Source organism: Methylobacterium indicum (assembly GCF_001043895.1).
In the GTDB taxonomy this organism is placed as follows: domain Bacteria; phylum Pseudomonadota; class Alphaproteobacteria; order Rhizobiales; family Beijerinckiaceae; genus Methylobacterium; species Methylobacterium indicum.
Map to the genome: position 1 here is coordinate 1 of NZ_JTHF01000010.1, position 26,026 is coordinate 26,026.

At 72.5% G+C, this 26,026-nt stretch carries 26 protein-coding genes and 1 tRNA gene; 12 read left to right on the top strand and 15 right to left on the bottom strand.

The genetic code is table 11. The features are described 5' to 3' along the window. Positions 1-255: 255 nt before the first annotated feature. Both QR78_RS01245 and QR78_RS01250 read right to left on the bottom strand, forming a co-directional pair. Positions 256-2,790: a PBP1A family penicillin-binding protein gene (locus QR78_RS01245; RefSeq protein ID WP_082172191.1), complete on the bottom strand. Its 2,535-nt coding sequence runs from the start codon at positions 2,788-2,790 to the stop codon at positions 256-258. Between the two features lie 3 nt (positions 2,791-2,793). Further along, positions 2,794-3,165 (bottom strand): hypothetical protein, encoded by a 372-nt coding sequence (locus QR78_RS01250; RefSeq protein ID WP_048425665.1) that lies wholly within the window; start codon positions 3,163-3,165, stop codon positions 2,794-2,796. Between the two features lie 248 nt (positions 3,166-3,413). Between QR78_RS01250 and QR78_RS01255 the strand changes: the two genes are divergently transcribed. Together QR78_RS01255 and QR78_RS01260 are read left to right on the top strand one after the other, a co-directional pair. Continuing rightward, positions 3,414-3,851, top strand: coding sequence for a hypothetical protein (locus tag QR78_RS01255; protein ID WP_048425666.1), 438 nt, complete (start codon positions 3,414-3,416; stop codon positions 3,849-3,851). 83 nt (positions 3,852-3,934) lie between these two features. Then, positions 3,935-4,010, top strand: a tRNA-Asn gene (locus QR78_RS01260). Positions 4,011-4,070: 60 nt separating this feature from the next. Here the strand turns inward: QR78_RS01260 and QR78_RS01265 are convergent. Continuing rightward, the gene (locus QR78_RS01265; RefSeq protein WP_048425667.1) at positions 4,071-4,976 is read right to left on the bottom strand and encodes a helix-turn-helix domain-containing protein; all 906 of its coding nucleotides are present in this window, start codon (positions 4,974-4,976) and stop codon (positions 4,071-4,073) included. A 300-nt stretch (positions 4,977-5,276) separates the two neighbouring features. Here QR78_RS01265 and QR78_RS01270 point away from each other — a divergent pair, with 300 nt between their 5' ends. Together QR78_RS01270 and QR78_RS01275 are read left to right on the top strand one after the other, a co-directional pair. Beyond that, complete coding sequence (locus tag QR78_RS01270) at positions 5,277-6,377, top strand: aromatic ring-hydroxylating dioxygenase subunit alpha (RefSeq protein ID WP_048425668.1); 1,101 nt, start codon at positions 5,277-5,279, stop codon at positions 6,375-6,377. A gap of 4 nt (positions 6,378-6,381) precedes the next feature. Continuing rightward, complete coding sequence (locus QR78_RS01275; protein WP_244276605.1) at positions 6,382-7,368, top strand: PDR/VanB family oxidoreductase; 987 nt, start codon at positions 6,382-6,384, stop codon at positions 7,366-7,368. 291 nt (positions 7,369-7,659) lie between these two features. Here QR78_RS01275 and QR78_RS01280 read toward each other — a convergent pair whose 3' ends face one another. From QR78_RS01280 to QR78_RS01290, 3 genes are all read right to left on the bottom strand, one after another. Further along, positions 7,660-8,544 (bottom strand): SDR family oxidoreductase, encoded by an 885-nt coding sequence (locus QR78_RS01280; protein ID WP_048425669.1) that lies wholly within the window; start codon positions 8,542-8,544, stop codon positions 7,660-7,662. A 224-nt stretch (positions 8,545-8,768) separates the two neighbouring features. Then, positions 8,769-8,963 carry a DNA gyrase inhibitor YacG gene (locus tag QR78_RS01285; protein ID WP_048425670.1) on the bottom strand — a complete coding sequence of 65 codons (195 nt, stop codon included), beginning with the start codon at positions 8,961-8,963 and terminating at the stop codon, positions 8,769-8,771. 19 nt (positions 8,964-8,982) lie between these two features. Continuing rightward, entirely contained in the window at positions 8,983-9,630 is a 648-nt protein-coding gene (locus QR78_RS01290; RefSeq protein ID WP_048425671.1) for a Maf-like protein, read from the bottom strand. Positions 9,631-9,963: 333 nt separating this feature from the next. On the opposite strand from QR78_RS01290, the gene QR78_RS01295 reads away from it, so the two are divergent. After that, positions 9,964-10,860: a GGDEF domain-containing response regulator gene (locus tag QR78_RS01295; RefSeq protein WP_048425672.1), complete on the top strand. Its 897-nt coding sequence runs from the start codon at positions 9,964-9,966 to the stop codon at positions 10,858-10,860. A 110-nt stretch (positions 10,861-10,970) separates the two neighbouring features. Here QR78_RS01295 and QR78_RS01300 read toward each other — a convergent pair whose 3' ends face one another. The 3 genes from QR78_RS01300 to QR78_RS01310 all read right to left on the bottom strand — a co-directional run bounded on the left by QR78_RS01300 (position 10,971) and on the right by QR78_RS01310 (position 14,459). Further along, entirely contained in the window at positions 10,971-12,353 is a 1,383-nt protein-coding gene (locus QR78_RS01300) for an MFS transporter (RefSeq protein ID WP_048425673.1), read from the bottom strand. A 200-nt stretch (positions 12,354-12,553) separates the two neighbouring features. Continuing rightward, on the bottom strand, positions 12,554-13,426 hold the full coding sequence (locus QR78_RS01305) for a shikimate dehydrogenase (protein ID WP_167349663.1): 873 nt from the start codon (positions 13,424-13,426) through the stop codon (positions 12,554-12,556). A gap of 115 nt (positions 13,427-13,541) precedes the next feature. Further along, positions 13,542-14,459, bottom strand: coding sequence for a LysR family transcriptional regulator (locus tag QR78_RS01310; protein WP_048425675.1), 918 nt, complete (start codon positions 14,457-14,459; stop codon positions 13,542-13,544). Between the two features lie 152 nt (positions 14,460-14,611). Here QR78_RS01310 and QR78_RS01315 point away from each other — a divergent pair, with 152 nt between their 5' ends. The 3 genes from QR78_RS01315 (at position 14,612) to QR78_RS01325 (ending at position 17,938) form a co-directional block, all read left to right on the top strand. Further along, on the top strand, positions 14,612-15,841 hold the full coding sequence (locus QR78_RS01315; protein WP_048425676.1) for a glycosyltransferase family 4 protein: 1,230 nt from the start codon (positions 14,612-14,614) through the stop codon (positions 15,839-15,841). A 76-nt stretch (positions 15,842-15,917) separates the two neighbouring features. Then, positions 15,918-16,400 (top strand): DUF1203 domain-containing protein, encoded by a 483-nt coding sequence (locus QR78_RS01320; protein WP_048425677.1) that lies wholly within the window; start codon positions 15,918-15,920, stop codon positions 16,398-16,400. 149 nt (positions 16,401-16,549) lie between these two features. After that, positions 16,550-17,938, top strand: a complete 1,389-nt coding sequence (locus tag QR78_RS01325) for an HD-GYP domain-containing protein (RefSeq protein ID WP_089504275.1) — start codon at positions 16,550-16,552, stop codon at positions 17,936-17,938. Between the two features lie 22 nt (positions 17,939-17,960). Here the strand turns inward: QR78_RS01325 and QR78_RS01330 are convergent, their stop codons facing one another. Further along, positions 17,961-18,332: a hypothetical protein gene (locus tag QR78_RS01330; RefSeq protein ID WP_244276606.1), complete on the bottom strand. Its 372-nt coding sequence runs from the start codon at positions 18,330-18,332 to the stop codon at positions 17,961-17,963. A 100-nt stretch (positions 18,333-18,432) separates the two neighbouring features. On the opposite strand from QR78_RS01330, the gene QR78_RS01335 reads away from it, so the two are divergent. The 3 genes from QR78_RS01335 (at position 18,433) to QR78_RS01345 (ending at position 21,192) form a co-directional block, all read left to right on the top strand. Then, positions 18,433-19,365: a LysR family transcriptional regulator gene (locus QR78_RS01335; protein WP_048425678.1), complete on the top strand. Its 933-nt coding sequence runs from the start codon at positions 18,433-18,435 to the stop codon at positions 19,363-19,365. A gap of 119 nt (positions 19,366-19,484) precedes the next feature. Next, positions 19,485-20,648, top strand: coding sequence for a dimethylmenaquinone methyltransferase (locus tag QR78_RS01340; protein ID WP_048425679.1), 1,164 nt, complete (start codon positions 19,485-19,487; stop codon positions 20,646-20,648). A 169-nt stretch (positions 20,649-20,817) separates the two neighbouring features. After that, on the top strand, positions 20,818-21,192 hold the full coding sequence (locus tag QR78_RS01345) for a VOC family protein (protein ID WP_048425680.1): 375 nt from the start codon (positions 20,818-20,820) through the stop codon (positions 21,190-21,192). Positions 21,193-21,200: 8 nt separating this feature from the next. Here QR78_RS01345 and QR78_RS01350 read toward each other — a convergent pair whose 3' ends face one another. From QR78_RS01350 to QR78_RS01365, 5 genes are all read right to left on the bottom strand, one after another. Continuing rightward, on the bottom strand, positions 21,201-22,127 hold the full coding sequence (locus tag QR78_RS01350) for an MBL fold metallo-hydrolase (RefSeq protein ID WP_048425681.1): 927 nt from the start codon (positions 22,125-22,127) through the stop codon (positions 21,201-21,203). Between the two features lie 81 nt (positions 22,128-22,208). After that, positions 22,209-22,337 (bottom strand): hypothetical protein, encoded by a 129-nt coding sequence (locus QR78_RS36415; protein WP_274534411.1) that lies wholly within the window; start codon positions 22,335-22,337, stop codon positions 22,209-22,211. A gap of 140 nt (positions 22,338-22,477) precedes the next feature. Beyond that, positions 22,478-23,548 carry a DUF2865 domain-containing protein gene (locus tag QR78_RS01355; RefSeq protein ID WP_053220755.1) on the bottom strand — a complete coding sequence of 357 codons (1,071 nt, stop codon included), beginning with the start codon at positions 23,546-23,548 and terminating at the stop codon, positions 22,478-22,480. Between the two features lie 210 nt (positions 23,549-23,758). Then, positions 23,759-24,484 carry a sigma-70 family RNA polymerase sigma factor gene (locus QR78_RS01360; RefSeq protein WP_048425682.1) on the bottom strand — a complete coding sequence of 242 codons (726 nt, stop codon included), beginning with the start codon at positions 24,482-24,484 and terminating at the stop codon, positions 23,759-23,761. 364 nt (positions 24,485-24,848) lie between these two features. Continuing rightward, entirely contained in the window at positions 24,849-25,130 is a 282-nt protein-coding gene (locus tag QR78_RS01365) for a hypothetical protein (protein ID WP_048425689.1), read from the bottom strand. Positions 25,131-25,439: 309 nt separating this feature from the next. On the opposite strand from QR78_RS01365, the gene pstS reads away from it, so the two are divergent. Continuing rightward, a partial coding sequence (gene pstS, locus QR78_RS01370; RefSeq protein WP_048425683.1) for a phosphate ABC transporter substrate-binding protein PstS occupies positions 25,440-26,026 on the top strand: 587 nt, incomplete at its 3' end.

Sequence of the window (26,026 nt, forward strand, 5' to 3'; positions counted from 1 at the left end):
CACAAGGGGGAGGGGAAAGCGTGCACCTCTACAGGGGGTTAGCTCTCTGAGGAGAAGTGTGAACATGCTAGCCCACACGGGAGAGGGGAGTCTCGCCACAGCTCTCCTTGGACAACCCTGCCGCCTGCGGGGAGAGGGGGAAGCCCGCGCTCCCCCCGTCTCGACGTCTTCCGGACGACCTGCCCGGACGAAGGATAGAGAAGGCAAGAGACCCACGGGCCCGCCGCCGGTATCCGCGATCGGGCTCGGTCCCGATCACCGCCGCCAGATGCCGATCCGGTTCGAGCGGGCCTGCTCCTCGGCGGCGAGCAGGTCCGGGGTCGCATCGGCGCTGGCGCGGCCGCCGCCGTTGAACAGGATCAGCTCGGACAGGTCCTGGCCGTCGAGGGAGCAGCGATAGGCGCCGCCCTCGGCCGGCGCGCAGGCGACGTCGCGGCGGCGCAGGTAGCGGCCGAGCTCGCGGGCGTTGCGGCCGGTCAGCCCCTCGACCCCGGTGAGCCGCACCGTGCGCCCGTCGAAATCGAGGGTGCCGGTATCGACCACCGCGGGCGAGCCCCGCAGCACCGGGCGGCCCGCCAGATCCCGGCCGGCCGGATCTTGTCCGTTCCGCGGATCGATGTCGGGCTCGGCGATGCTGGCCGTCTGCGGCATCGGGGCGGAGCGGGCGGCCTCGGGCCTGCCCGGTTGCGCCTTGCCGGCCTCGCTCCTGCCTGCCTCGCTCCTGCCGGCCTTGGCCCGCGCGGCGAGGGCCTGGGTGACGAAGTCGTGCCAGATCAGGGCCGGCATGTCGCCGCCGGTGACGCCGGCCATCGGCGAATTGTCGTCGTTGCCGAGCCAGACCCCGACCACGAGGTCGCCGGCAAAGCCGACGAACCAGGCGTCGCGGCTGTCCTGGGTGGTGCCGGTCTTGCCGCCCGCGGGCACCGAGACCCGGGCGTTCTTGCCGGTGCCCTCGCGGATGACGGCGTTCAGAAGATCGAGCATCCCGGTGCGCGCCGCCTGGTCGCGGGCCGGGGTCGGGGCGGTTTGCGGCCGCGTGTAGAGCGTCTGATCGCGGGCGAGGATTTGGCGCACGCCGTAGGGCTCGACGGTCTCGGCGCCCGCCGCCACCGCCGCGTAGGCCCGGGTGATCTCGAGGAGCGTCGTCTCGGCCGAGCCGAGCGCCAGGCTCGGCAGGTTCGGCAGCTCGGAGGCGATGCCGAGCCCCCGCGCGGTCTCGATCACCGCCGGGATGCCGACCGCCTCGGCGAGCTGGACCGCCACGGTGTTGATCGAGTGGGCGAAAGCCGAGCGCAGGGTCACCGCGCCGCGATAGCGCCCGCCGTAATTCTCCGGCTCCCACTCGCCGATCTGGGTCGGGCGGTCGACCATCGTCGAGTCCGGCCGGTAGCCCTGCTGCAGGGCGGTGAGGTAGACGAACAGCTTGAACAGCGAGCCCGGCTGGCGCTTGGCCTGGGTGACGCGGTTGAACTGGCTGTCGGCGTAGTCGCGCCCGCCGACCATCGCCAGGATCGCTCCGTCGGGCGCCATCGCGACGAGGGCGCCCTGCGAGACCTTCCGCCGCTCGCCGTCCTGGTCGAGGCGCCGGGCGATCACGCTCTCGGCGATGTTCTGGAGCGTCAGATCGAGGGTGGTGCGCACCGTGGCATCCGCCGGCCCGGTACCGATCAGGCCGCGGACCGAATCGGCCACGTTGTCGACGAAGTAGTTGGTGCCGACCGGCGTCTCCGTCGGCACCCGTACGGTGGCGGGGGCGCCCTTGGCCGCCTCCGCCTCCTTGGCGGTGATCGCCCCGGTCTCCACCATCGCGTCGAGCACCTGGGCGGCGCGGCCGCGCGCCCCGTCGAGGTTGCGGTGGGGAGCGAGCTGCGAGGGCGCCCGTACGAGGCCCGCCAGCATGGCGGCCTCGCTCAGGGTCAGGTCCTTAGCCGGCTTGCCGAAATAGCGCTGCGCCGCCGCGTCGGCGCCGTACACGCCGGCGCCGAAATAGGCCGCGTTCAGGTAGCGGGTGAGGATCTCGTCCTTCGGCAGCTGCGATTCGAGCCACAGGGACAGCACCGCCTCCTGCACCTTCCGCTTCAGGGTACGGTCCTGCGACAGGTAGCTCATCCGCACGAGCTGCTGGGTCAGCGTCGAGCCGCCCTCCCGGGTGCCGCCGGCGGCGGCGTTGCGCAGGGCGGCGCGCAGGAGCCCGCGCAGGTCGATGCCGTGATGCTCGTAGAAGCGGCGGTCCTCGATCGCCACGATCGCCTTGGCGAGGACCGGCGGCACCTCCTTGGGCGAGAGCTTCGCCCCCTTGATGACGCCGCGGGTGGCGAAGGCCTGTCCGTCGGCGGCCCGCACCACCAGGGCCGAGGCCGTGGGCTCGACCGTGAGGCCGCCATTCACCGGCAGGGTCACCAGGGCGTAGAGCGTGTAGGCGAGAACGAGGCCGACCAGCAGGACCGCCGCCCCGGCCGTCATCCGCAGCCACGGCACCCGCCGGGCGAAGGCCGCGGCGGGCCGCCAGGCCGCCGCGGTCGCGGCGGCGGCACGGCGGGTGGCGGGATGCGCGGCGAGGCCGGCGGCGCCGGCCCGCGCCCGAGCGAATCCCGAACGGGCCGCCGGACCGATCTGGGCTCCGAACCCGGCGGCGGCGCGGGAGAGCCCCGCGAACCGCCCGGCGGCTGGGGCTCCCCGGGGCGTTCCCTGCGGGGCTCCCTGCGGATCGACCGGCTTGGCCGCCCCGCCGAGATCGAGCCAGTCGCGGGAACGTCCCTCGGGTCCGGGTTCGGGCGGCTGCTCGCTCACGGCTCAGCGTCCGTCGCGGCGGGGTTCGATCCAGCGCACCGGGCGGGCGGCCGGACGGCTGAAATGCAGCCGACCGACATGCCGGTGCGAGACATGCCTGTGACGGCGATAGTGGTGGCGCGCGTAATGGCGGCGATGGTGCCAGTGACGACGGTGATGCCAGTGCCGGCGGTAGTGGCGCCGGTGGTGCCAATGACGGCGATGCCAGTGCCGCCGGTGCCAATGCCTATGGCGGCGCCAGCGCACGGTCTCGACCGTCGAGGGCTGGTCGAGGGCGGTGGTCACGGCGGCGCTCGGCATCAGCGGCGAGGCGCCGGCGAGACCGCCGAATCCGGCGAGCAGGAAGAGGGCCAGCAGCAGGGAACGTAGGCGCATCGGGGCTCCGGAGCGGGAGGTCCAGGGGGCGGGCGGTTCGAGGGGCGGTGCGGCAGCCGAGGGCCGTCGTCCCACCGCGACCGGAACTCAACGCCAAGCTCTGCCGTTCCGTTCCGCGGGGAGGCGCATGCGCGGGTCCCTGCGGCCTGCGGGCCTCTACGCAGCAAGCCTGGCCGGAGCCGGGCGGCGCGTTAGGTGTTCTCCTGTCACGCGGGCGATGCGCGGGACGGGTCAAGGAGAGGTCAGCCATGCGGCCGGGCGTGAAGCGGCTCTATCTGTGGTCGGCGGCGGCGGCTCTGCTCGCCGGCGGCATCAGCAGCGCGGCGGAGGCCGGCTGCGTCCGGCGCGTCGTCAACCGTTCGCCCTACTTCGCGGTGGCGAGCCGCAACGGTGGCCCGAGCGTCGGCATCCCGCCGCATTCCTCGCGCGCGATCCGCATGCTCGCCCCGGGCCGGGTCGACATCGCGGCCCATTGCGCCGCCCGGGGCCCCCGCGGGCGGCTGGTGCCGGTCGGCCCCCCGGTGGCGCAGGACAGCTACACGTTCACGGCGGTCCTCGATCGCTGCTACTACGATCTCGGCCTGATGGGGTTCGGCCAGGGCGGCACCGAGCCGTTCGTGCTCAACGCTCCCCGGCAGGGCGACCTGACGGTCGGCCCGTTCGCCTCGGCCTGCCCGCCGCGCTGACGCGCGACATCGGGGTTGCGCGGCCCGAATGAACTGGCTAAGAAGCCCCTCGTCGGCGCCCGAACGCGAGCGCCGACCGGCATTCCCCGATAGCTCAGTTGGTAGAGCAGGCGACTGTTAATCGCCTTGTCGTAGGTTCGAGTCCTACTCGGGGAGCCACTCCTTCTCCTTGAAAATCGAATGCGATCTCGCGGCGACGCTTCTGCGGCCGGGGGATCGTCAAATCTCGCCGCTCCGGTTCTCGCGCCGGAACGTCGCCGGGCTCGACCCCGCGCGCGCCGCGAAGAACCGTGAGAAATACGCCGGATCGTTGAAGCCGAGGTCGAAGGCGATCTTCGAGACCGGCAGCGTCGTGTAGATCAGGCTGCGCTTGGCCTCCAGCATCAGGCGGTCGTGCAGGATGCCCTGCGGCGAGCGCCGCACCGCTTCGGTGCAGGCGGCGTGGAGCCGGTCCGGCGTGACCCCCAGGGAGGCGGCGAAGCGGGCGATCGGCCAGCCCTCGCGCAGGTGCATCTCGACGAGGCGCCGGAAGCGGCGATGCAGGTCGGCCCGTGCCAGCGCCGCCGGCTCGGTGATCGAGCGGGCGGCGCGGGTCCGCAGAACCCCCACGACGAGAAGCTTGACCAGGGCCGCCACCGCGCTCGCCGCTCCCGGCAGGGCGCCGGCGGCCTCCCGGGCGAGCGTCTGGACGAGGCCGGCCAGATCGAGGTCGATCTCCTCCGGCGAGCCCGGCCGGCCGCTGAACGTCGCCTCGGTGGTGGCGCGCAGCCGGCCCGCCTCCGGGTCGGGATCGAGCACGGCGGCGAGGAAGTCGTCGGCGAGCGACAGCACCACCCCGTCGGTGCCGGGCCGGAACGAGAAGGCGTGGACCACGCCGGACGGCACCCAGACCAGCCAGGGCGCGCAGAACTCCTCGCGGCTCGCATCGAGCGACAGCGCGCCGGTGCCCTTCGTGATCACCAGCCCCTGCGACAGGGCGCCGTGGCGGTGGGGCGCGATCTCCCAGTCGTGCAGGGCCGCGCTGGTGCCGATCCGCTCGGCATGGACGAAGCCCGGCACCGTCGCCTCGGCGGTCTCGCCGTACAGGCGAAAGACCGGGATCGGCCGCTCCCGCCGCACCTGCATCGCCGTGTCCTCCCGCCCGCGAGGCTACGGGAGCGCGCCGGATCCGTCCAAGGAATTTCGGGGCCCGTCCATGGCCCGGGACGACGGGCGCCGCTAGCGTCTCACACCCGAGCCGGACCGGTTCCAAGCGGCTGATCCGGCAGGAGAAACCTGTGTGCGGCGCAACACCGGCCGGCGGCCCGGCGCGCGGTCCCCCGGACCCGCCGCGCCGGCCCGAAACGGTCAAGTCGCGCGCACCCGAGCGACCCGGGACGGCATCAAGACCGGCCGGGACGAGAGGCACCCTGGGAGGAGACACCGATGACCGAGGCGACGGGCTTTCCCCTGAATGCGTGGTACGCCGCGGCTTGGGACCACGAGATCGGCCGGGCCCTGACGCCGCGGCGGATCTGCGACAAGGACGTGGTGCTCTACCGCCGTACCGACGGCGGCGTGGCGGCGCTCGAGGATGCGTGCTGGCACCGGCTGATGCCGCTCTCGCTCGGCCACCTCAAGGGCGACCAGGTGATGTGCGGCTATCACGGCCTCGTTTTCGACGCCGCCGGCCGCTGCACCCACATGCCGGCCCAGGAGACCATCAATCCCTCGGCCTGCGTGCGCGCCTTCCCGGCGGTGGAGCGCTACCGCCTGGTCTGGCTCTGGATGGGCGATCCGGCGCTCGCCGATCCCGACCTCGTGCCGGATTTCCACTGGAACAGCGATGCGCCCTGGGTCGGCGAGGGCGGCACCTTCTACGGCCTCAAGTGCAATTACCGGCTGGTCATCGACAACCTGATGGACCTGACCCACGAGACCCACGTCCATGCCGGCAGCATCGGGGACGACGCGATCACCCGCAGCCCGTTCGAGGTGACGCATACGGAGACCTGCGTCACCGTGGAGCGCTGGATGGAGGGCATCGAGCCGCCGCCGTTCTGGGCGCGCAACCTCGGGCGGCCCGGCCATGTCGACCGCTGGCAGATCATCCGGTTCGAGGCGCCGAGCGTGGTGGCGGGCGATGTCGGCGTGGCGCTCGCCGGCACCGGGGCGCGCCGGGGCGACCGGTCCCAGGGCGTCAACGGCTTCTTCCTGGCGGCGATCACGCCGGAGACCGCGACGAGCTGCCACTATTTCTGGAACTTCGTGCGCAGCTTCCGCACCGACGACGAGGAACTGACGAAGCGCCTCACCCTGGCTCACGTCAACGACGGCAAGGGCGTCTACGACCAGGACCACGACGTGCTGGAGGCCCAGCAGCGGGCGATCGACCGCCAGCCGCGCCAGCCCTTCTACAACCTCAACATCGATGCCGGCTCCCTGTGGGCGCACCGCCTGATCGACGGGATGATGGCGGCCGAGGGCAGGGGGCCGGCCGGGAGGGCGGTGAAGGATCCGGCCGCGGCCGGCATGGCGGCGGAGTAGCGCCGTGAGTTCGCACGACATCGCGCCGACCGACTGGCGTCCCGCGCGGCTGCGCGCCACCCGGGCGCTGACGCCCGATATCCGCCTCCTCGAGATCGAGCCCCTGGGCGCCGTGGCGCCGGCGTCGCCCGGCAGCCATCTCGGGGTCGCGGTGATGATCGGCGAGCGGCCGGATACCCGCTCCTACTCGCTGCTCGAGTCCGCGGCGGACGGTCTCTACCGCATCGCCGTGAAGCGCCTGCCCGACAGCCGCGGCGGCTCGGCCTACATGCACGGGCTCGAACCCGGCGCCCGGCTCGGCATCTCGGGGCCCCGCAACCACTTCGCCCTCACCCATGGCCGGCCCGGCTATCTGCTCGTCGCCGGCGGCATCGGCATCACGCCGCTCCACGCCATGGCGCTGGCGCTCCACCAGGCCGGCGCGCCGTTCCGCCTGCTCTACGCGGCGCGGACCCGGCAGGACCTGGCGCTCGCCGACGATTTGCGGGCCCGGATCGGCGACCGGCTGGAGACCGTCGCCGACGCGGAGGGCGGGCGGATCGACCTTCCCGCCGCCATCGCCGCCCTGGCGCCGGGCGGCGAGGCCTATATCTGCGGCCCGCTCGGGATGATGGAGGCGGCCCGCCGGGCCTGGACGGTGTCGGGCCGGCCGGCGCAGTCCCTGCGCTTCGAGACCTTCGGCACCGGCGGGCGCCACGCTGCCGAGCCGTTCACCGTGCGCATCCCGCGCCTGTCGAAGGAGATCGTGGTCGGCCGCGGCCAGACGATGCTCGAGGCGCTGGAGGCGGCGGGCGTCGGCATGATCTCCGATTGCCGGCGCGGCGAGTGCGGCCTGTGCACGGTGAAGATCCTCGACGCCGACGGCACGGTGGACCACCGCGACGTCTTCTTCAGCGACGCCCAGAAGGCGACCGACGCCCAGCTCTGCACCTGCGTCTCCCGCGTCGTCGGAGGCGGGATCACGATCGACACGGCGGACCGGGCGGGGTGAGCCCGGGTCGTTTGAAGGGTGCGGCAGATGCCGCAATAATTTTCCATCCGGCCATCGACCTCATCCTGATGTGTTGGCGATCGAAGATCGCAGGCGAACGGAGGGAGCCTCGAAGGAGGTGTCCAGGGATCTGAGAGACGTCTGGAGCCCTCCTTCGAGGTTAGTCCATCTTCAATGGACTAACGCCTCAGGATGAGGTCGTGAGGTGGATTGGACATCGCTTTTCGAGCGGGGGCAGCCGAAGTGCCGCGGCCGCTCCTCGACCGCCGTCCTCGGCCGGGGCCGGCAGGTTCACAAAACCGGCATCGCCCCCGCCACCGTCACCAGCGCGCCCGAGGTATAGCTGCTCTCGTCGGAGGCCAGCATGACATAGGCCGAGGCGAGTTCCGCCGGCTGGCCCGGACGCCCGAACGGGACCTGGCTGCCGAACGACGTGACCGAATCCTGCTCCATCCCGGATGGGATGAACGGGGTCCAGATCGGGCCGGGCAGCACGCCGTTCACCCGCACGCCCTTCTCGGCGAGGAGCTGCGACAGGCTCAGCACCAGGTTGCTGAGCGCGCCCTTGGTGGCGCTGTAGGCCAGCAGCGACGGCATCGGGTGCTTGGAGTTCACCGACGAGGTGAAGATCACCGAGGCGCCGGGCTTGAGGTGCGCCATCGCCGCCTTGGTGACCGAGAAGGCCCCGAAGACGTTGGTGCGGAAATGCTCCTCGAAGACGTCCTCGTCGATCGAGGCGAGGTCCTGGTTCGGCTGCTGGAAGGCGCCGTTATTCACCACCACGTCGAGCCGGCCGAAGGTCTCGGCGGTGCGGGCCACGATCTCGTGGGCATAGGCCCGGTCCTTGAGGTCGCCCGGGAGCAGGAGGGCGCGGCGCCCGGCCTTCTCGACCCATTGCGCCACGGCCTCGGCGTCGCCCTGCTCGGAGGGCAGGTAGGAGATCGCCACGTCGGCGCCCTCGCGGGCATACGCGATGGCGACCGCCCGGCCGATGCCGGAATCGCCCCCGGTGATCAGCGCCGCCTTGCCGGTGAGCTTGCCGGCGCCCTTGTAGCTCGCCTCGCCGTGGTCGGGCTCCGGCTTCATCCGTCCGGTCAGGCCCGGAAAGCCCTGCGGCTGGGCCTCGAAGGGCGGGCGGGGATGCTTGGTGAGCGGGTTCGGAAAATCGGACGACATGGGGCAGGGCCTCGCGGGCGGTGTGTCGGGCCGCCGTCAACCGGGGAGGCTCCCGGCCGTTCCCTGCTCTCCCGCAGTATCCTTTCCGCGACATCCGGCCGATTGTCCCGCCCAGCCGGCTTTCGGCCTCGCCCGGGCGCCGCGCGGGCTCGCGATGCCCATCTCGCGATGCCCATGTAGGCTCGCGATACCCATGTCCGGACGTCGTCGTCCGGACATGGGTCTCACTCCTCGTGCGTGCCGTCATCCTGGCCGAGGGCGTCGTCCTCGCGGCCGGAGATGGCGTAGCGCCCGCTGAGCCAGCGCTGCAGATCGACATCGGCGCAGCGCTTCGAGCAGAACGGCGTGTAGGCCGGTGCCGTCGGCTTGCCGCAGATCGGGCAGGCCTGCTTCGGCGTGTCGTCGTCGGGCGTCGTCATCTGCGCCTCCTGTCGTGCCTCAACCCGCGTCGCGCCAGGCGCCGCGGACCGGGTATCCCTCGCCCTCGAGCAGGCCGACCGTCTCGTAGAGCGGCAGGCCGACCACGGCGCTGTAGGAGCCGACGAGCTTGACCACGAAGGAGCCGGCCAGTCCCTGGATCGCGTAGCCGCCCGCCTTGCCGCGCCACTCGCCGCTGGCGAGATAGGCGTCGATCTCGCGGGAGGACAGGCGCTTGAACCGCACCCGGGTCTCGATCAGGCGCTCCCGCGGCCGGTCCTTCGGGCCCAGGACGCAGATCGCGGTATAGACCCGGTGGGCGCGGCCCGACAGCATCCGCAGGCATTCCGCCGCCTCGTCGGTCACCTCGGCCTTCGGCAGGATGCGCCGGCCCACCGCCACCACCGTGTCGGCCGCCACCACGTAGCTCTGGCCGAGTTCCCCGGTGCCGCGCGCCGCGGCGGCCGCCACGTCGAGCTTGGCCCGGGCGAGGCGGCGCACGAGGTCGCGGGGCTTCTCGCCCTTGAGCGGCGCCTCGTCGAGGTCGGCCGGCAGCAGGGCGTCCGGCTCCAGTCCGGCCTGCTGCAGCAGGGCGAGGCGCCGGGGCGAGGCCGAGGCGAGGACGAGCTTCGGGCGCGCGGCCTGCGGGAGCGGGGAGGTCTCGGTCATGGGGCGCCGTGTCGCGAGGGGGGATGCTGCGCCCGATGCCCTATCTGGCCGGCGAAATCCAGCGTCGCGGGTCCTGGGCCGGTTCCGCGCCGCCGCCGCCGGTTTCCGTGCGGCTCCGCCTCGACCGATATCCGGTATGCATTAGGCAGCTTTGGCCGCGGCGGGATCGCGGCCTAACCCGATCTAGCCTGTTCGATGGGGGACAAACAGGACGTCTACCAGAGATGTCGGGCATCGATTAACTCCCCTTTATGGTCCTGTGCTCCATGCGGAGCGAGGATCGCAGTCCAGTGGCCGGGCGAGAGCGCGGCCGTATCCTTCCCGCGGGCCCCGATGCGTATCGTCCTCGTCGAACCCGGCCTGACCCTGCGCAAGATCGTCGCCCGCCTCGTCGCGGAGGGGGGACATGTGGTCGATGCGTTCTCCGATTCCGCGCAGGCCCTCGCCCATGTGGCGGCCCACGAGGACGTGGCCTGCGTGATCACCAGCCTCGAGGTCGCGCCGCTCTGCGGCCTCGAACTGTGCTGGTCCCTGCGCACGCTCGCTGGCACGACCCGCCCGCTCGCGGTGATCGCGATGTCGGCCGACCGGGCCGGACGGCGCCTCGGCGAGGTGCTCGACAGCGGCGCCGACGACTTCATTCCCAAGCCGCCGGAGGCGGCGGAGCTGCATGCCCGCCTGCGGGTGGTCGAGCGGGGCCTGAGCCTGCAGCGCCGGCTGATCCGCGACGCGGACACCGACGGCCTGACGCAGCTCTTCGGCCGCCACGGCTTCACGCGCCGGGCGAGGGACTGCCTGGCGGCGATCCGGCCGCCCGAGCTTCTCACCGCCCTGATGATCGACATCGACCGCTTCAAGGCGATCAACGACCGGCACGGCCACGATGGCGGCGACCGGGTGATCCGCGCCGTCGCCGACGTGCTCAAGGAGACCGGGGCGCTGACCGGCCGGATCGGCGGCGAGGAATTCGCCGTGCTGATGCCCGGCCACGGCCTCGGCGGCGCCGGCGTGGTGGCCGAGCGGATCCGCGCGACCTGCGCCCGCCTGCGGGTGCCGGGCCTGCGCGGACCGATCCCGGTCACCTGCAGCCTCGGCCTCGCCGCCTGGAGCGAGGGCGACACCCTCGAGAGCCTGCTCGCCCGGGCCGACGGGGCGCTCTATGCCGCCAAGGCGGGCGGCCGCAACCAGGTGGTGTCGGCGACCGGGGAGGGTCTCGACCGGGTGAGCTGAGGCATCCGCGTGGCGGACGGGCTCTAACGGAAACGAAGCGGGCCGGACGCCATCCGCGCCCGGCCCGCTTCGTCCCCGGTCGGCCCGGGCAAAGCCCGGGCCGGGCGCCGTCAGGCCATCGCCTCGTTGCGCAGCCGGTCGTACTCGGCCTGCGGCACCGGCACCGCGCGGGGCTGGCCGAGGTCCTTCATCGGGATGCGGTAGGTCTCCCGGGCCGAGAAGGCCGCGACCGCCGCCACCGCGGTGATCGCGAGCGCGATCGAGCCGATGGTGAGCGGGATGTTGGCCGAGCCGGGGGGCGCCACGGTGGCGAACAGGGCCGGCAGCATCGCCGTGATGGCGGTGCCGACGTTCTGCGAGATCGCCATCGCGGAGACGCGGGTGCGGGTCGGGAAGAGCTCGGGGAAGAAGCTCGGGAAGACCGCGTTGTAGCCCTGGTAGACGATGCCCCACATCAGGATCGACATCACGATCGCCAGCGGCACGTTGGCGATGCTGATCGCGTACAGGTAGCCGAAGGACAGGAGGCCCGCGCCGAGCGCGCCGACGATGATCGGCGGGCGGCGGCCGATCTTGTCCGACAGGTTGCCGACCATCGGGATCACGATCACCGCCACGATGTTCCCGAGCACCGGGATCCACAGGTAGACGTCCTTGTGGAAGCCGATGCCGTAGGCCGCCTGCACCGCGTAGGCCGCGCCGAAGATGGTGGTGACGACCGGGATCACGTTCATCAGCGCCATGCACACCACCCGCAGCATGTCGGGCCAGGAGGTGGTGAAGGCCTCGACGATCGGGGCGCGGGCGACCTCGCCCTGCTTCTCCTCCTGGGCGAAGGCCGGGGTCTCGTCGACCTCGCGGCGGATGACGTAGCCGACGATGATGACGAGGAAGCTCAGGAGGAACGGGATGCGCCAGCCCCAGGAATTGAACGCCTCGGTCGGCATGTAGGCGGCGAGCGGCAGGAACACCGCGGCGGCGAGGATCTGGCCGGCCTGGACGCCCTGCAGGGCGAAGCTGGCGAAGAAGCCGCGGCGGCCGAGCGGCGCGTGCTCCATGGTCATCGAGCTCGCCCCCGAGATCTCGCCGGCGACGGCGAAGCCCTGGATCAGCCGCAGGATCACGAGCAGGATCGGCGCGAGGATGCCGACTTGGCTGTAGGTGGGCAGGAGCCCGACCGCGATGGTCGAGAAGCCCATCAGGAACATGCACAGGACGAGGACGTACTTGCGGCCGTGGGTGTCGCCCCAGTGGCCGAGCACGAAGGCGCCGATCGGCCGGCTGACATACCCGACGCCGTAGGTGGCGAGCGAGGCCACGATCGCCACTGTCGGATTGTTGGACGGGAAGAACAGCTGCGGGAAGATCAGCGATGCCGCCGTCGCGTAGATGAAGAAGTCGTAGTATTCCAGCGCCGAGCCGATCCAGGCGCTGGCGGCGGCCTTCTTCGATTGCTGACGGTCGTGGGGATGTCCTGCCGGAACGGCACTCATCGGGGTTTCCTCCTGTGGTTGGTGTGGCCGTTGCCGCCTTCGGGATCCGGGCGGCATTGGGTCAGCTTGGTTTGTCTGCGAGTGTACCGAGGGCGATCGCGTCAAGTAAATCTCGATCGAAATGCATTGTGCGCAATTTCATGTCCGTCCGCGGAGCGCAAGGCGGACGCAGAGGGGACGATCGGCCTCGCGCACCGGCGTCAGCCGGCGGGCGGCGCCACCACGCGGTCGAAGGCCCGCGCCATCGCCTCGGCGGGCGCCTCGCGGCCGGTGAACAGCGCGAAGGCGTCGAGGGCCTGGTGGATCGCGAGTTCGCGCCCCGTCATGGTCCGGGCGCCGATCCGGGCGGCATCGGTCAGGAGCGGCGTCCAGAGCGGCGAATAGACCGCGTCCGCCACCCACATCCCGGGCCGCAGCAGCTCCGCCGGGACCGGCGTGCCGCGATCCGGCAGCATGCCGACCGGCGTGCCGTTGACGACGCCGCGCGCCCCGTCGAGCGCCGCCGCGAGGCTCCGGCATACCCGTATCGCGGCGTGGCCGGCGAGCGAGGCCGCCACCGCCTCGGCCTTGGCCGGGTTCGCGTCGACGAGGCGGATCTCGACGCCGTCGAACGCCGCCAGGGCCACCGCGACCGCCTTGCCGACGCCCCCGGCCCCGATCAGCGCCACGGGTCCTTCGGGCCGCGGCCCGAAGGCCTGCACCAGAGCACGGGAAAAGCCCGTCATGTCGGTGTTGTGGCCGATGAGCCGGCCGTCGCGGACGACGATCGTGTTGACGGCGCCGACGGCGCGGGCGCCCGCCGACAGCCCGTCGAGGAGCGGCAGCACCGCTTCCTTGTACGGGTAGGTGACGTTGACGCCGGCGAACCCGATCGGCGCCAGCGCCGCGAGCAGGCTTTGCAGCTGCGCCGCATCGGCGCCCGGAACGTCGATGAGCTGGTAATGGGCCTCGAGCCCCAGCGCCTCGGCGGCGGCCTCGTGCATCGCCGGCGAGGCGGAATGGGCGATCGGCGAGCCGATCAGGCCGAGCAGGACGGGCCTGGCATGTCCGTGAGCCATCTCTGAATGAGTCATGCGGGCGGCCCTCGTTCGTCTGCGCCCGCCCGTGGCGAGCTCTCCCTGGACCGGACCTTACGCCCGCGGCGCCCTCACCATGAGTACCAAGTTACGCGACGATCGTAACATCATGTTACGGTCGAGCGGAGGGCGGCCTGACCTGACCGGGCCGCGCCATCTCCTCGCGCAGGAAGCGCACGAAGCTCGCGGCGAACATGCTGAGCGCCGTGCCGGCCTTCATGGCAATCCAGGTCTCGAAGACCGGCGCCTCGTCGATCGGCAGCACGCGCACGCCCGGGAAGGCGTCGTCCGCGATGGTGAACTGGTCGATCACCGCGATGCCGAGGCCGGCCCGCACCAGGGAGCACACCGTCGAGCCGAAGCGGGCCCGGATCGTGATCCCGTAGGACAGGCCGCGCTCGCGGAAGATGTCGGACATGATCCGGCCGTAGGGGTCGTTCGGGTCGATGCCGATCAGGGGATGGCGCGCGATCTCGTCGGCCGAGATCGAGGACCGGGCGGCGAGGGGATGGTCGAGCGGCACGATGCAGAACAGGCCGCCGCGGGCCAGCGGCTCGAAGGTGAGCGCCGGGTGGTCGAGGCGGTAGCTCATCGCCACCACCTCGCCCTTGCCCAGCAGCAGGTAGTCGATCGCCTCCTCGAGCTTGAGGATGTTGATGTCGATGACGAGGTGGGGATAGGCGTTGCGGACCCGCTCGATCGCGCGGGGCACCATGACGTGCGAGATCGACGGCACCGAGCCGATCAGCAGTTCCTGGCCGGCGCCGCCTTGCGTGCGCTCCAGGACGAAGCGCAGATCCTCGATCTTGTCGAAGACCGCGTTGATCTGCGCGAAGACGTGGCGCGCCTGCTCGGAGGGTACGAGGCGCCCGGCCCGCCGATCGAACAGCCGGAAGCCGAGCGAGGCCTCGGTGTACTTCATCAGCCGGCTGATCCCCGGCGCCGAGACGTTGAGGAGGCGCGCCGCGCCCGCGATGGTCCCGGTCACCATCACGGCGCGGGCGACCTCGATCTGGCGCAGGGTCAGCATCCGGTCTCCCCCTCGTCGTCCGTTTTCCCGGCCAGATGGCGACAGGCGCGGCCCGGACGCAAATGCCGCCGCCCCCGCGACTCCGCCGAGGCCGGGACCGGTGATACAGCCGGGGACCCGTCCTTTGCCGCGACGGGGCGGCCCGGGATCCGATGCGCGTCCTCTTCGTCCACCAGAACTTTCCCGGCCAGTACCGGCACATCGCCCCGGCGCTGGCGGCCCGGCCCGGCGCCGAGGTGGTGGCGCTCGGCATCAATCCGGCGCCGACCCTGCCGGGGGTGCGCCACCTCCGCTACGCGGTGACCGGCCGCTCGACGCCCGGCATCCATCCGCCGGCGGCGAGCTTCGAGACCGCGACCCTGCGGGGCGAGGCGGCGGCGCGGGCGGCGCTCGCCCTCAAGGCCGAGGGGTTTTGCCCGGACGTGATCTGCGGCCATTCGGGCTGGGGCGAGACGCTCTTCCTCAAGGACGTCTGGCCGCGGGCCCGGCTCCTGACCTTCGCGGAGTTCTTCTACAGCGCGACGGGCGCCGATACGGGCTTCGACCCGGAATTTCCCGGCGCGGAGGGCGATGCCTTCCGCACCCGCGCACGCAACGCCGCGCAGCTCCTCGCCTTCGAGGCCTCCGACCGGCTGGTCAGCCCCACCGCCTGGCAGGCGAGCCGCATCCCGGCCGCCTTCCGGGACCGGCTCACCGTGATCCACGACGGCATCGACACCGACCTGCTGCGGCCGGACCCGCGGGTGCGGATCACGCTCGGCCGCGACAGCCTGTCCCTCGGCGTCGGCGACGAGGTCGTGACCTTCGTCAACCGCAACCTCGAACCCTATCGCGGCTATCACAGCTTCATGCGGGCGCTGCCCGAGATCCTGCGCCGACGGCCGAAGGCCCGGGCGGTGATCGTCGGCGGCAGCGACACCAGCTACGGCGCGAAACCCCCCGCCGGCCGGACCTGGCGCGACATCTTCCTCGACGAGGTCCGGGCGGATCTCGACCTGTCGCGGGTCCATTTCGTCGGAAACATCCCCTACCGCGACTACGTCGACCTGCTGCGGGTCTCGATGGTCCACGTCTACCTGACCTATCCGTTCGTCCTGTCCTGGTCGATGCTGGAGGCGATGGCGCTCGGGGCCTGCATCGTCGGCTCGGCGACGCCGCCGGTCGAGGAGGTGATCCGGCATCGCCGGAACGGCCTCCTGGTCGATTTCTTCTCGCGCCGGGCGATCGCCGAGGCGGTGGTCTCGGTGCTGGCCGACCCTGCCGCCGTCGCCCCATTGCGGGCGGCCGCGCGCGAGACGGCCCTGTCCTACGATCTCGGGCGGGTCTGCCTGCCGGCGCATCTGCGCCTGATCGAGGCGGTCGCCGCCGGGGGCGGGGCGTGACGCCGGAATTCGACCGCAAGGAGCGGGATGCGGCGCAGGGCCGGGGCGCGTAGGCACGCCGGAAGGAGGTGCCGACATGACCCCGTTCCACTGCGAGGCGATTCCCACGGCGACCGCCGACCGCTTTCGCCGCACCGGCCGCGACGATCGGGGCAACCCCGTCCGGCGGGTCGTCGCGACGCCGGAGGGCGGCTTTCCCTGCCGCCACTGCCTGCGCCCGGCGCGGGCCGGCGAAACCGTGCTGCTCGGCTCCTACGACCTGCCGCGGCCGCTCGGGATCTACTGGACGCCGAGCCCGATCTTCCTGCACGAGGCCGCGTGTCCCCGCGCCACGACGGCCAACGCGGTCGCCCCGATCGTGCGGGTCAACCCCCTCGTCTCGGTCCGGGCCTACGACGCCGACGACCTCTGCCTGTACGATCTCGGGCAGGTCTGTGCCGGCGCCGAGGTCGATGCGCCCCTCGACCGGGCACTCGCCGATCCCCGCACGGCCTTCGTCAACATCCACACCGCACGGCCGGGCTGCCTGCTGACCCGGGTGACGCGGCTGCCCGGCTGACGGCGGATCGGCCGGCGGGGCGGCGGCCGGTCGCGGCGCGGGGCATTCCCGGGCCGCTTTCGCACAGCATCGCATCCTCTGTGGATCGCTCAGCAATCCTTCATTCCCGGCTGCCATTCCGGCGCACGAAGAAGGGGAGGGGGAGCCCGATGTCGCCGAGCCTGCATGCCGTCGGGGAGACGCCCGAGAGCGGCATCCCGCTATCCGAGCTGCTCGGGGCGCTCAGCCACGCCCTCGACCTGACCGAGGGCCAGCCCCCCGGGCATTGCGTCCGCGCGACCTGGATCGGCATGCATGTCGGGCGGGAGATGGGCCTCGACCCCGACCGCCTCTGGGAACTCTACTACACGGTGATGCTGAAGGACCTCGGCTGCTCCAGCAACGCCGCGCGGATCTGCGAGCTCTACCTGTCCGACGACATCGGCTTCAAGCGCGACTTCAAGTCGGTGAGCGACAGCCTGCCCCAGGTCCTGGGCTTCGTCTTCTCGCATACCGGGCTCAAGGCCGGCCTCGCCGAGCGCTTCCGGGCGGTCCTCAACATCCTGCAGAACGGCGGCGAGATCGTCGACGACCTGATCCAGACCCGCTGCCAGCGCGGGGCCGAGATCGCCGCGCGCCTGCGCTTCCCCCCCTCCGTCTGCGAGGCGATCCACGCCCTCGACGAGCACTGGAACGGCAAGGGCCGGCCCGACCGCCGCGCCGGATCCGGGATCCCGCTCTATGCCCGCATCGCACTGCTGGCGCAGGTGGTCGACGTCTTCCACACCAGCGCCGGCCCGGCGGCGGCGCTCGCCGAGGCGCGGGCCCGGGCCGGCTCCTGGTTCGACCCCGACGCGGTGGCGGCCCTCGAACGGGCCGTGCGGGCGCCCGGCTTCTGGGACGTGCTCGCCTCCGACGCGGTGGCGGATGCGGTCGCCGCCCTCGAACCGGCCCGGGCCGGCCTCGTCGTCGACGAGGACTACCTCGACGACATCGCCCGGGCCTTCGCCCAGGTGATCGACGCCAAGAGCCCCTTCACCTCCGGCCATTCCGAGCGGGTCGCGGTCTATGCCGACATGATCGCGGCGGAACTCGGCTACGCGGCGGAGCGCCGCCGCTGGCTGCGCCGGGCGGCGCTCCTGCACGACATCGGCAAGCTCGGGGTCTCGAACGCGATCCTCGACAAGGCGGCCAAGCTCGACGACGCCGAGTGGCGCGACATGCGCAACCACGCCGCCCTGTCGGAGACGATCCTCGCCCGCGTGGCCGCCTTCCACGCCATCGCCCGGATCGGCGGCGCCCATCACGAGCGCCTCGACGGCAAGGGCTATCCCCGCGGCCTCACCGGCGAGGCCATCGCGCCGGAGACCCGCATCGTCTCGGTGGCGGACGTGTTCGACGCGCTGACCGCCGACCGTCCCTACCGCGCCGCGATGCCGATCCCGAAGGCCCTGGGCATCATGCGCCAGGATGTCGGCACCGCCTTCGACCCGGCCTGCTTCTCGGCCCTGGAGCGGGCGATCGCCGGCATCGACGGCGACCTGTCGCGGGCGGCCTGACGGCCGCCCGCCCTCGGGGGCGTCACTCCACCGAGGCGGTCGCCTCGACGGTGTCCCAGCCCCGCAACGGCGTCACCGCGACCGCGTCGCCGGTGCGGGTGATCGCCACCGCCCGGGCCGGGGCACCGGCTTCCTGCGGGGTCGAGACCGTGACGCTCTGGCCGGGGGCCAGCACCGTCTCGAACCGGGTGGCGGGGGTGGGCGCGCGGTAGGCCAGGGTCACCACCACCCGGTAGCCCGCGGGCTCGGGGAGGTAATAGGCGACCCCGGCGAGGGGGCCGAGGTCGAGGCTCGCCGCCCCGGTCGGCCGGAGGTCCTGCGCGCTGGCGGCGGAGGCGGCGGCCAGCGTGGCGGCGGCCAGGAGCGTCGTGCGCATCGTCGTGAACAGGGTCATGATCGCGTGGTCCGTGTCGCGGCGGGGCTCGGTGCGGCCCCGCATCCATGGACGTGATATGCGCTGCGGTGCAGCATGGATCAAACAGATCGTATCGATAATGACTATTGATCATATCGATCTCTCCCGGATCGATCTCAACCTGCTGGTCGCCCTCGACGCGCTGCTCGCCGAGCGCAGCGTGACCCGGGCGGCGGCGCGCATCGGCATCGGTCAGTCGGCGATGAGCAGCGCGCTCGCGCGGCTCAGGACCCTGTTCGGCGACGAGCTTCTCACCCGCGCCCCCGAGGGGATGCGGCCGACCCCGCGGGCGCTCGCCCTGGCCGAGCCGCTGCGGGTGCTGCTGCGCCAGGTCCAGGGCCTGGTGCGCCGGGACGAGGCCTTCGATCCCCGCACGGTGGTGCGCAGCTTCACGATCAGCCTGCCCGACAGCACGGAGGTGCTGCTCGGCACGCGGCTCCTCGCCCATCTGCGTCGCGAGGCGCCGGGGATCAGCCTGCTCCTGCGCTCCGTCGACCGGGCCCACATCCTGGAGGAGATCGACGCCGACCGGGTCGACCTCGCCATCGACCTGTCGTTCCGCGGCCAGACGCACCACAAGCAGCGCCTGCTCTACCGCGACAGCTACGTCTGCCTGTTCAACGCCGCCCAGGTCGGACTGACGCCGCCGATCTCGCTCGACGACTACCTGCGCTTCCCCCACGTGCTGACGAGCCTGCGCGGGACCGCCCACGGGGTGGTCGACGACGCCCTCGCCAAGCTCGGGCTCGCCCGCACCCTCGCGGTCACCTCGCCGCGCTTCGTCGCGGTGCCGTTCCTGGTGCGCAGCGCGCCGGTGCTCACCACCATGCATGCCCGTCTGGCGCATCTCTTCGCCGAGACCCTGGGGCTGACCGTGAGCCCGGTCCCGGTCGCCCTCGACGCGATCACCGTGGGGATGCTCTGGCACGCCTCCTACGACGACGATCCGGCCCATCGCTGGCTGCGCGACCTGCTGCGGCGCCTGGCGGACGAGCCTGCGGTCCCGTCCTGACCGGCCGCCCCCTGCCGGGACGGCGCCGATGCCGCTATGCTGGCGGGATTCGCCGGGACGGGTCCGCCATGCGCCGACCCGTCCCGACCGACCCGAACCGACCGTTGGACCCTGATCCCGTGCGCCTGACCCAGATCACCCACCACGACCTCGACGGCTACGGCGCCGCGACCCTCGTCGCGGCCTATGCCGAGCCGGCGCGCATCGTGCACGTCCCGCGCTACGGCGATGTCGGCCCCGTGGTCGACGACGAATTGAAGCGCCTGTCCAAGACCAAGGCCGCCGAGATGGTGCTGATCACCGATCTCGGCATCGAGGAGCCGACGATCGCGTTCCTGCGCCGCTTCGCCGCCATGAACCGCAAGCGCGAGGCCGACGCCCCGCACCGGCTGGTGGTGCTCGACCACCACACCTCCTCGATCGACCAGATGCGCCGCCAGAACCTGGAGCCGAAGGCCGATGCGGAGAACCCGCGCCTGTCGCGCTTCGATCTCGGCGACCCGTCCGTCACCGTGCTGATCGACGAGAATTCGAGCGCGACCAAGATGGTCGCGACCCACCACGCCCTGTTCGCCACGAAGGCGCCCGATCCGGCCCGGGCCGAGGATCTGGCGCTCTTCGTCGCCTCCGTCGACGCCCTCGACCTCTGGCGCAAGGAGGACCCGCATTTCCCCGGCGGCTTCGCCCTCGACGAGATCTTCTGGGACAATGTCGGCACGCTGGTGCCGGTCGGGCATCCGGCGCACGACCCCTTCGTCGCCCGCCTGCTCCTGGAGGCGACCGCGAAACTGCGCACCGGCGCCACCCCGGCGGAGCTGGAGCGCGCCGTGCCGGCGATCCGCGGCGCGATCGTCGACGATCTGATGCGCGACGAGCCGAGCGACGACGCGCGCCTCACCACCCGGCAGCGGATGGCCCGGGCGCTCGCCCGCTCCGACGCGCTGTTCCACGCGCTCCCGGACGGCACCCTCCTGTCCTTCGCCCTCGATGCCGGCACCTTCCAGCGGGTCTCCGACCTCGTGATGGCGAGCGGGCGCGCCAAGCGCCTCGTCAACGTGCAGCGCGCCGGCACCCTGTCGTTCCGCTCGATCGACGGCACCGCCCTCGACGGCGCCCGCCTGTTCCGCGGCGGCGGCCACCAGGACGCCGCCGGCGGCAAGCTGCCGAGCGGCACCGCGTTCTCGCTCAGCGACGCCGTCGCCCAGGTCGAGCCGGTGCTCACCCCGCCGAAATCGGCCGCCGCCGACAGCCCGTTCGCGGCCCTGAAGAACTGGAAGGGCTGAGAGGAGGCCCGGCGGCCGCTCGAGCATTTTCCGACGAAGTGGATGCCGGTTCGTCGAAGAAAATGAGGCAAGAGAAAGACTTGGAGAGCTTCGCGATGGCAGCGCGATCGTGAAACTCTCCAGGCCGCCGGATTTCCGGCGCGCTCGGCTTCCTGACCGGAGGGGACGCATGTTCACCCACGTCATGATCGGCAGCAACGACCTCGAACGGGCACGGCTCTTCTACGACGCCACCTTCGCCGCCCTGGGCGGCGGGCCCGGCGCGATGGATGCCCGGGGCCGGCTGATCTACGCCCATGCGGGCGGCCGGCTGATGGTCACGACGCCGATCGACGGCAACCCGGCGACCGCGGCCAACGGGGGAACCATCGGTCTCGCCGCCGCGAGCCGCGACCAGGTCCTCGCCTGGCACCGGGCCGGCGTCGCGCAGGGCGGGACCGCGATCGAGAGCCCGCCCACGGAACGCCCGAACGGGGCCTTCGTCGCCTATCTGCGCGACCCGGACGGCAACAAGCTCACCGCCCGCACGGCGGCGACGCGGTAGCGATGCCGTCAGGCCGGCCGGTACTCCGAATCGAGCGCCGGCGGACCGTCGGTCGCGACCCGGCCGCGCTCCACCAGGTCTTCGAGATGAGCGAAGACCGACAGGGCGGCGGCCGGTCGCAGCATCGGGTCGAGGCCGGAATAGAGGGCGGCGACGAGGCCCGGGATGGTGCGCTCGCCGGCCGAGACCCGCTCCAGGATGCCGGCCTCGCGGGCGCGGCGATGGCCGAGGAGCCCGCGCACGAAGCGCTGGGGATCGCGCACCGGGCCGCCATGGCCGGGCCAGTACACCGCCTCGGACCGGCCGCGCAGCGTCTCCAGGGACGCCATGTAGGGCCCCATCGCCCCGTCGGGCGGCGCCACGATGCTGGTCGACCACGCCATGACGTGATCGCCCGAGAACAGGGCGTTCTCCTCCGCGAAGGCGAAGGCGAGGTGGTTCATGGTGTGCCCGGGGGTCGCGAGCGCCGTCAGGGTCCAGCCCGGCCCGCTGACGCTCTCGCCGTCCGTGAGCTCCCGGTCGGGCCGGTGCTCGGCATCGCCCGCGGCGTCGAGGCGCCCCTGCTCGAGGCCCCGCACGGCGCGGGCCGGCCGGTGCGGGCCGCAGCCGACGATCGGCGCGCCGGTCGCCGCCCGGAGCGGGCGGGCGCCGGGGGAATGGTCGCGGTGGGTGTGGGTGACGAGGATCGCCTCGATGCTCTCGCCGTCGAGCGCCGCCAGCAGGGCCGCCCGGTGCTCCGGGTGGTCCGGGCCGGGATCGATCACCGCGACGCGGCCATGCCCGACCAGGTAGGTGCAGGTGCCGCTCTGGGTGAAGGGGCCGGCATTCGGGCAGACGAGCCGCCGGATCAGCGGCGACACCGCCTCGACCCGCCCGCTCGCCGGGGCCTCGCGCTGGAAGGCGGGCGCCGCCTCGGGTGCCTCAGACTCGCTCACCGGACCGGCTCCTGACGCGGCATGGGGGGAGCCCCCGGGTTAGCCGGCGCGGCCCCGCCCTGTCGAGGGCGCCCGCGCCCCTCAGCTCACCATCCAGGCCCAGACGAGCAATCCTGCGAAGAACAGGCCCGAGCTCAGAAACACGGCCGCGACTTCGCGGTACTGCAACAGACGATTCTCGAGCGCGGGCGACATGGCGGGCGACAGCATGATGAGGGGGAAACCGGAGCAACCGGAACGACAGCATTGTCCTCCCGCGGGCCTGTGAATCGCAAGCGCCGCGAGGGTCCGGAACCGCGGAAGACCGGCCCTGTCTCCGGCCCGCAACAGGCCGCGGCCGGGCCGGCGGATCAGCGGAACGGGGAGGGCGCCACGACCCGGACCGGCAGGAAGCCGGCATCGCTCACCACTTCGGCAAAGCCCAGGGAGCGCGAGGCGTAGCGCAGGCGTCCGGCGTCGCCCTGGCTCTTGGCGGCCGCGGCGAGCGAGCGCTTGAACTCGGCCCGGGCACGCTCCTGGCGCGTGACGTCGAGGGTGCGGTCGAGATCGCGCCGGGCCCCGGCCGAGAGCGCTCCGGCGCGGCGGAACTCGACGAAGCGCGCCTCCCCGGCCCGGTCGCGACCGGCGAAGACCTTGGCGCCGACGGCCCGGGGCCCGGGCCCGGCCGCCACCGCGTCGCCGGGCCGAAGCGTCGCGTCGCGCAGGAGGAGCCGCGCGTAGCCGCCCTCGCCGGGCCGGCAGGCGCAGCTCTGCACCTGGCGCGTCCGGTAGATGTAGGCCGCCGCCAGGCTGCGGTAGGGCCGGCCGTCGAGGCTCACCGCCCGATCGAGCTCCTGGCCGGCCCGTACGGTGTAGAGAGCGGTCTCGGCCCCCGGGCAGGCGGCCTGGCAGGCCTCCTGATGCGCCGGCAGGGCCTCGCGGCCCTCGAGGTTGGCGAGCGGGAACATGTAGCCGTCGCAGGTGCGCACGCAGACGGTGCGATCTCGGGTGCGTGCGAACCCGGCCGGCTCCCCGGTTTGCTCGATCGCCAGCTGCAGACGCGGACGCGGCGGGGCCGCCTTCGGCGAGGATGCCTGGGAGGAAGATAACTGGGACGATGATGCCTGGGCCGAGGATGCCCGGGCACGGTGGACCGGGGTGACCCAGCGCGGGGCCTCGACGGTGGCGTGGGCCGGACGGCTGGTCCAGCGCACCCGCCGCTCGCGCAAGGCCGCCTGGGGCCGGGGCGCCCGGGCCGGCAGGCCGAGGCTGCGCGGCACCTCGCCGAGCAGGAACTCGAGCACTCCGGCATCGTCCGCCGCCTGGACCAGGGTGCTGCCGGCGCCGACGGCGCCGAGGCCGAGCAGGAGGCCGAGGGCGAGGCTGCGCACGAGGCCGCGCGACCGGCCGATGCCGGGCTTCATCACGTTGGGGACGGTCACGGGGGAGCCTCACCGAAGGTTAAGGCCAATTAACCCCTCGCCCCGGACCCCGGCAACTGCGGAGAACCGCTGAGATAACAGCTTCATGACTCCGGGGGCGCGGCGGCTCGACTCCGCCCGCTACCCCCGATTTCCGCTGCCCAAGTCCCGCTGTCCAAGTCCCGCGACGAGAGAGGCCGCCGACGGCCCCTCCGGGAATCGTCCCTGTCCTCAGACGCCCTCGCCCATCGCCGACTGCATCATGCGGTCGCCGGTCAGGTCGTCGTCGCTGTAGCCGAGAAGCTCGGCGAGGCGGTTGCGGGCCCGGTTGACCCGGCTCTTGATGGTGCCGATCGCGACGCCGCAGATGCCCGCCACCTCCTCGTAGGACAGCCCCTCGGCGCCGACGAGAATCAGCGCCTCGCGCTGGTCCGGGGGCAGCTTGGCGAGGCCGGCGCGCAGGTCCTGCACGTCGAGGCGGTGGCCCTGGTCGGGGGCGGTGAACAGGCGCGCGGCGTAGGAGCCGTCCTCGTCCTGCACCTCGCGCATCCGCTTGCGCTGCTCGGAGTAGAAGGCGTTGCGCAGGATGGTGAACAGCCAGGCGTTGAGGTTGGTGCCGGGCTGGAAGCGGTGCTGGTTCTGCCAGGCGCGCAGGATCGTGTCCTGGACGAGGTCGTCGGCCCGGGCGGCGTTGTTGGTGAGCGAGAGCGCGAAGGCGCGCAGCGACGACAGGGCGGCCAGCATCCCCTCGCGGAACGCCGGCTCGACCGCGCGCCCTTGCGCGGCGAGCGCCGCCTCGAGCCGCTCGATCAGCGCGAGGAAGACCTCCGGCGTCGCCGCGGTCTCCAGCGGCGCGTAGGCCGCCCGCAGCTGGTGGCCGAGATGGCGCTGCACGGTCGGCGGCAGGCCGGGCTTCGACTCGGGTGCGGCCAGGATGGGATTGTCGGTGGACGCCATGCGACTCTCACGTTCTGAAGCCAGGGAGGGCGGGGCGGCGCGGATCCGGGCCGCGCGCGTCATACTCCGCCGGAGCTTCCTTCGAGGGACAAGTGGGGCGCCGCGCGGACCTGTCGACGGGTGCGCATCGCCGCGGGCGGGTCAGGCGGGGGATCAGGGCGTCGTCGGGCGGTGCCGTGTCGGGTCGCGCGTCCCGTCGCGCGGCGCTCGCCTCGTCCGCCCGTCGCTCCACCGCATCGCCGTCGCTCCCGTTGCCGCGCGAAGGCGCGGCCGCGCCCGGGCCGGCGGCCCGGGTCGTCGGGGGCAACGGCCTCGTACGGCCCAGGTTCCCACCTCCGTCGTCGCACCCGGGCGGGGGCCGGTCCTACCAGGTCCGGGCGCCGGGCTGGCTGCGGTACTCGGCGGCGCGGATGCGTGTCATGATGCGGTCGAGATCGGCGAGCAGGGCGGCCTCCTCGGCCTGCGCCGCGGCGACGGCGGCCGGGTCGGCGAGGTAGAGGCGCTCCTGCTCGGCGCGGGCGAGGCGCTGCTCCAGCGCCCCCCGTTCGGCGTGGAGGTCCAGCAGCTCCCGGCGGCCCGGCTCGTCCGGGTGCCCGGCCGCCTCGCCCTCCCGGGTCGCGTCGGTCTTCGTGTCGAGGTCGTGCACGGGAATCGCGTCCTGCTGGAAGAGGCGCCACCGCCCCGGATCATCGCCCTTCCAACGCGCGAGACGGCCGAAACGTCGCATCCGGCCGGGGGCTGTCATCCAAGTGTCATGGGATCGTCATAGGGCCGGCGTGAGGCTGGGCGTATGCGTCGCACCGCGACGACACACGGCCTGGCAAGGATCAGGTCGGGGTCCGGCGCAGTCCGGGGAGGCGGGTCGCGTCCTCGCCGGCTGTCGACGGCAGGATGACGGCAGCACCGCTCGTCGCCCCGCATCGTGCCTGACCGATCCGAACACGGAGAGAACCCAGTGAAGCCTTTCTCCTACGCGCTCGCCATCGGGCTCGCGACTGCCCAGATCGCCACCTCGGCGCTCGCCCTCGACATCACCGGCGCCGGCGCCACCTTCCCGTTCCCGGTCTATTCCAAGTGGGCCGAGGCCTACCGCAAGGAGACCGGCAACGGCCTGAACTACCAGTCGATCGGCTCGGGCGGCGGCATCAAGCAGATCCAGGCCAAGACCGTCGATTTCGGCGCCACCGACGCGCCGCTGAAGGGCGAGGCCCTGACCAAGGACGGCCTGGTCCAGTTCCCGACCGTCATGGGCGGCGTCGTCCCGGTGGTGAACATCGCCGGGATCAAGCCGGGCGAGATCAAGCTGACCGGCGAGGTGCTGGCCGAGATCTACCAGGGCAAGATCCGCAAGTGGTCCGACCCGAAGATCGCCAAGCTCAACGAGGGCGTGAAGCTCCCCGACGCCCCGATCACCCCGGTCTACCGGTCCGACGCGTCCGGCACCACCAACATCTTCACCACCTACCTGTCCGACGTGTCGCCGGCCTGGAAGTCCGAGCTCGGCGCCTCGACGACGGTCAGCTGGCCGGCCGGCCAGGGCGG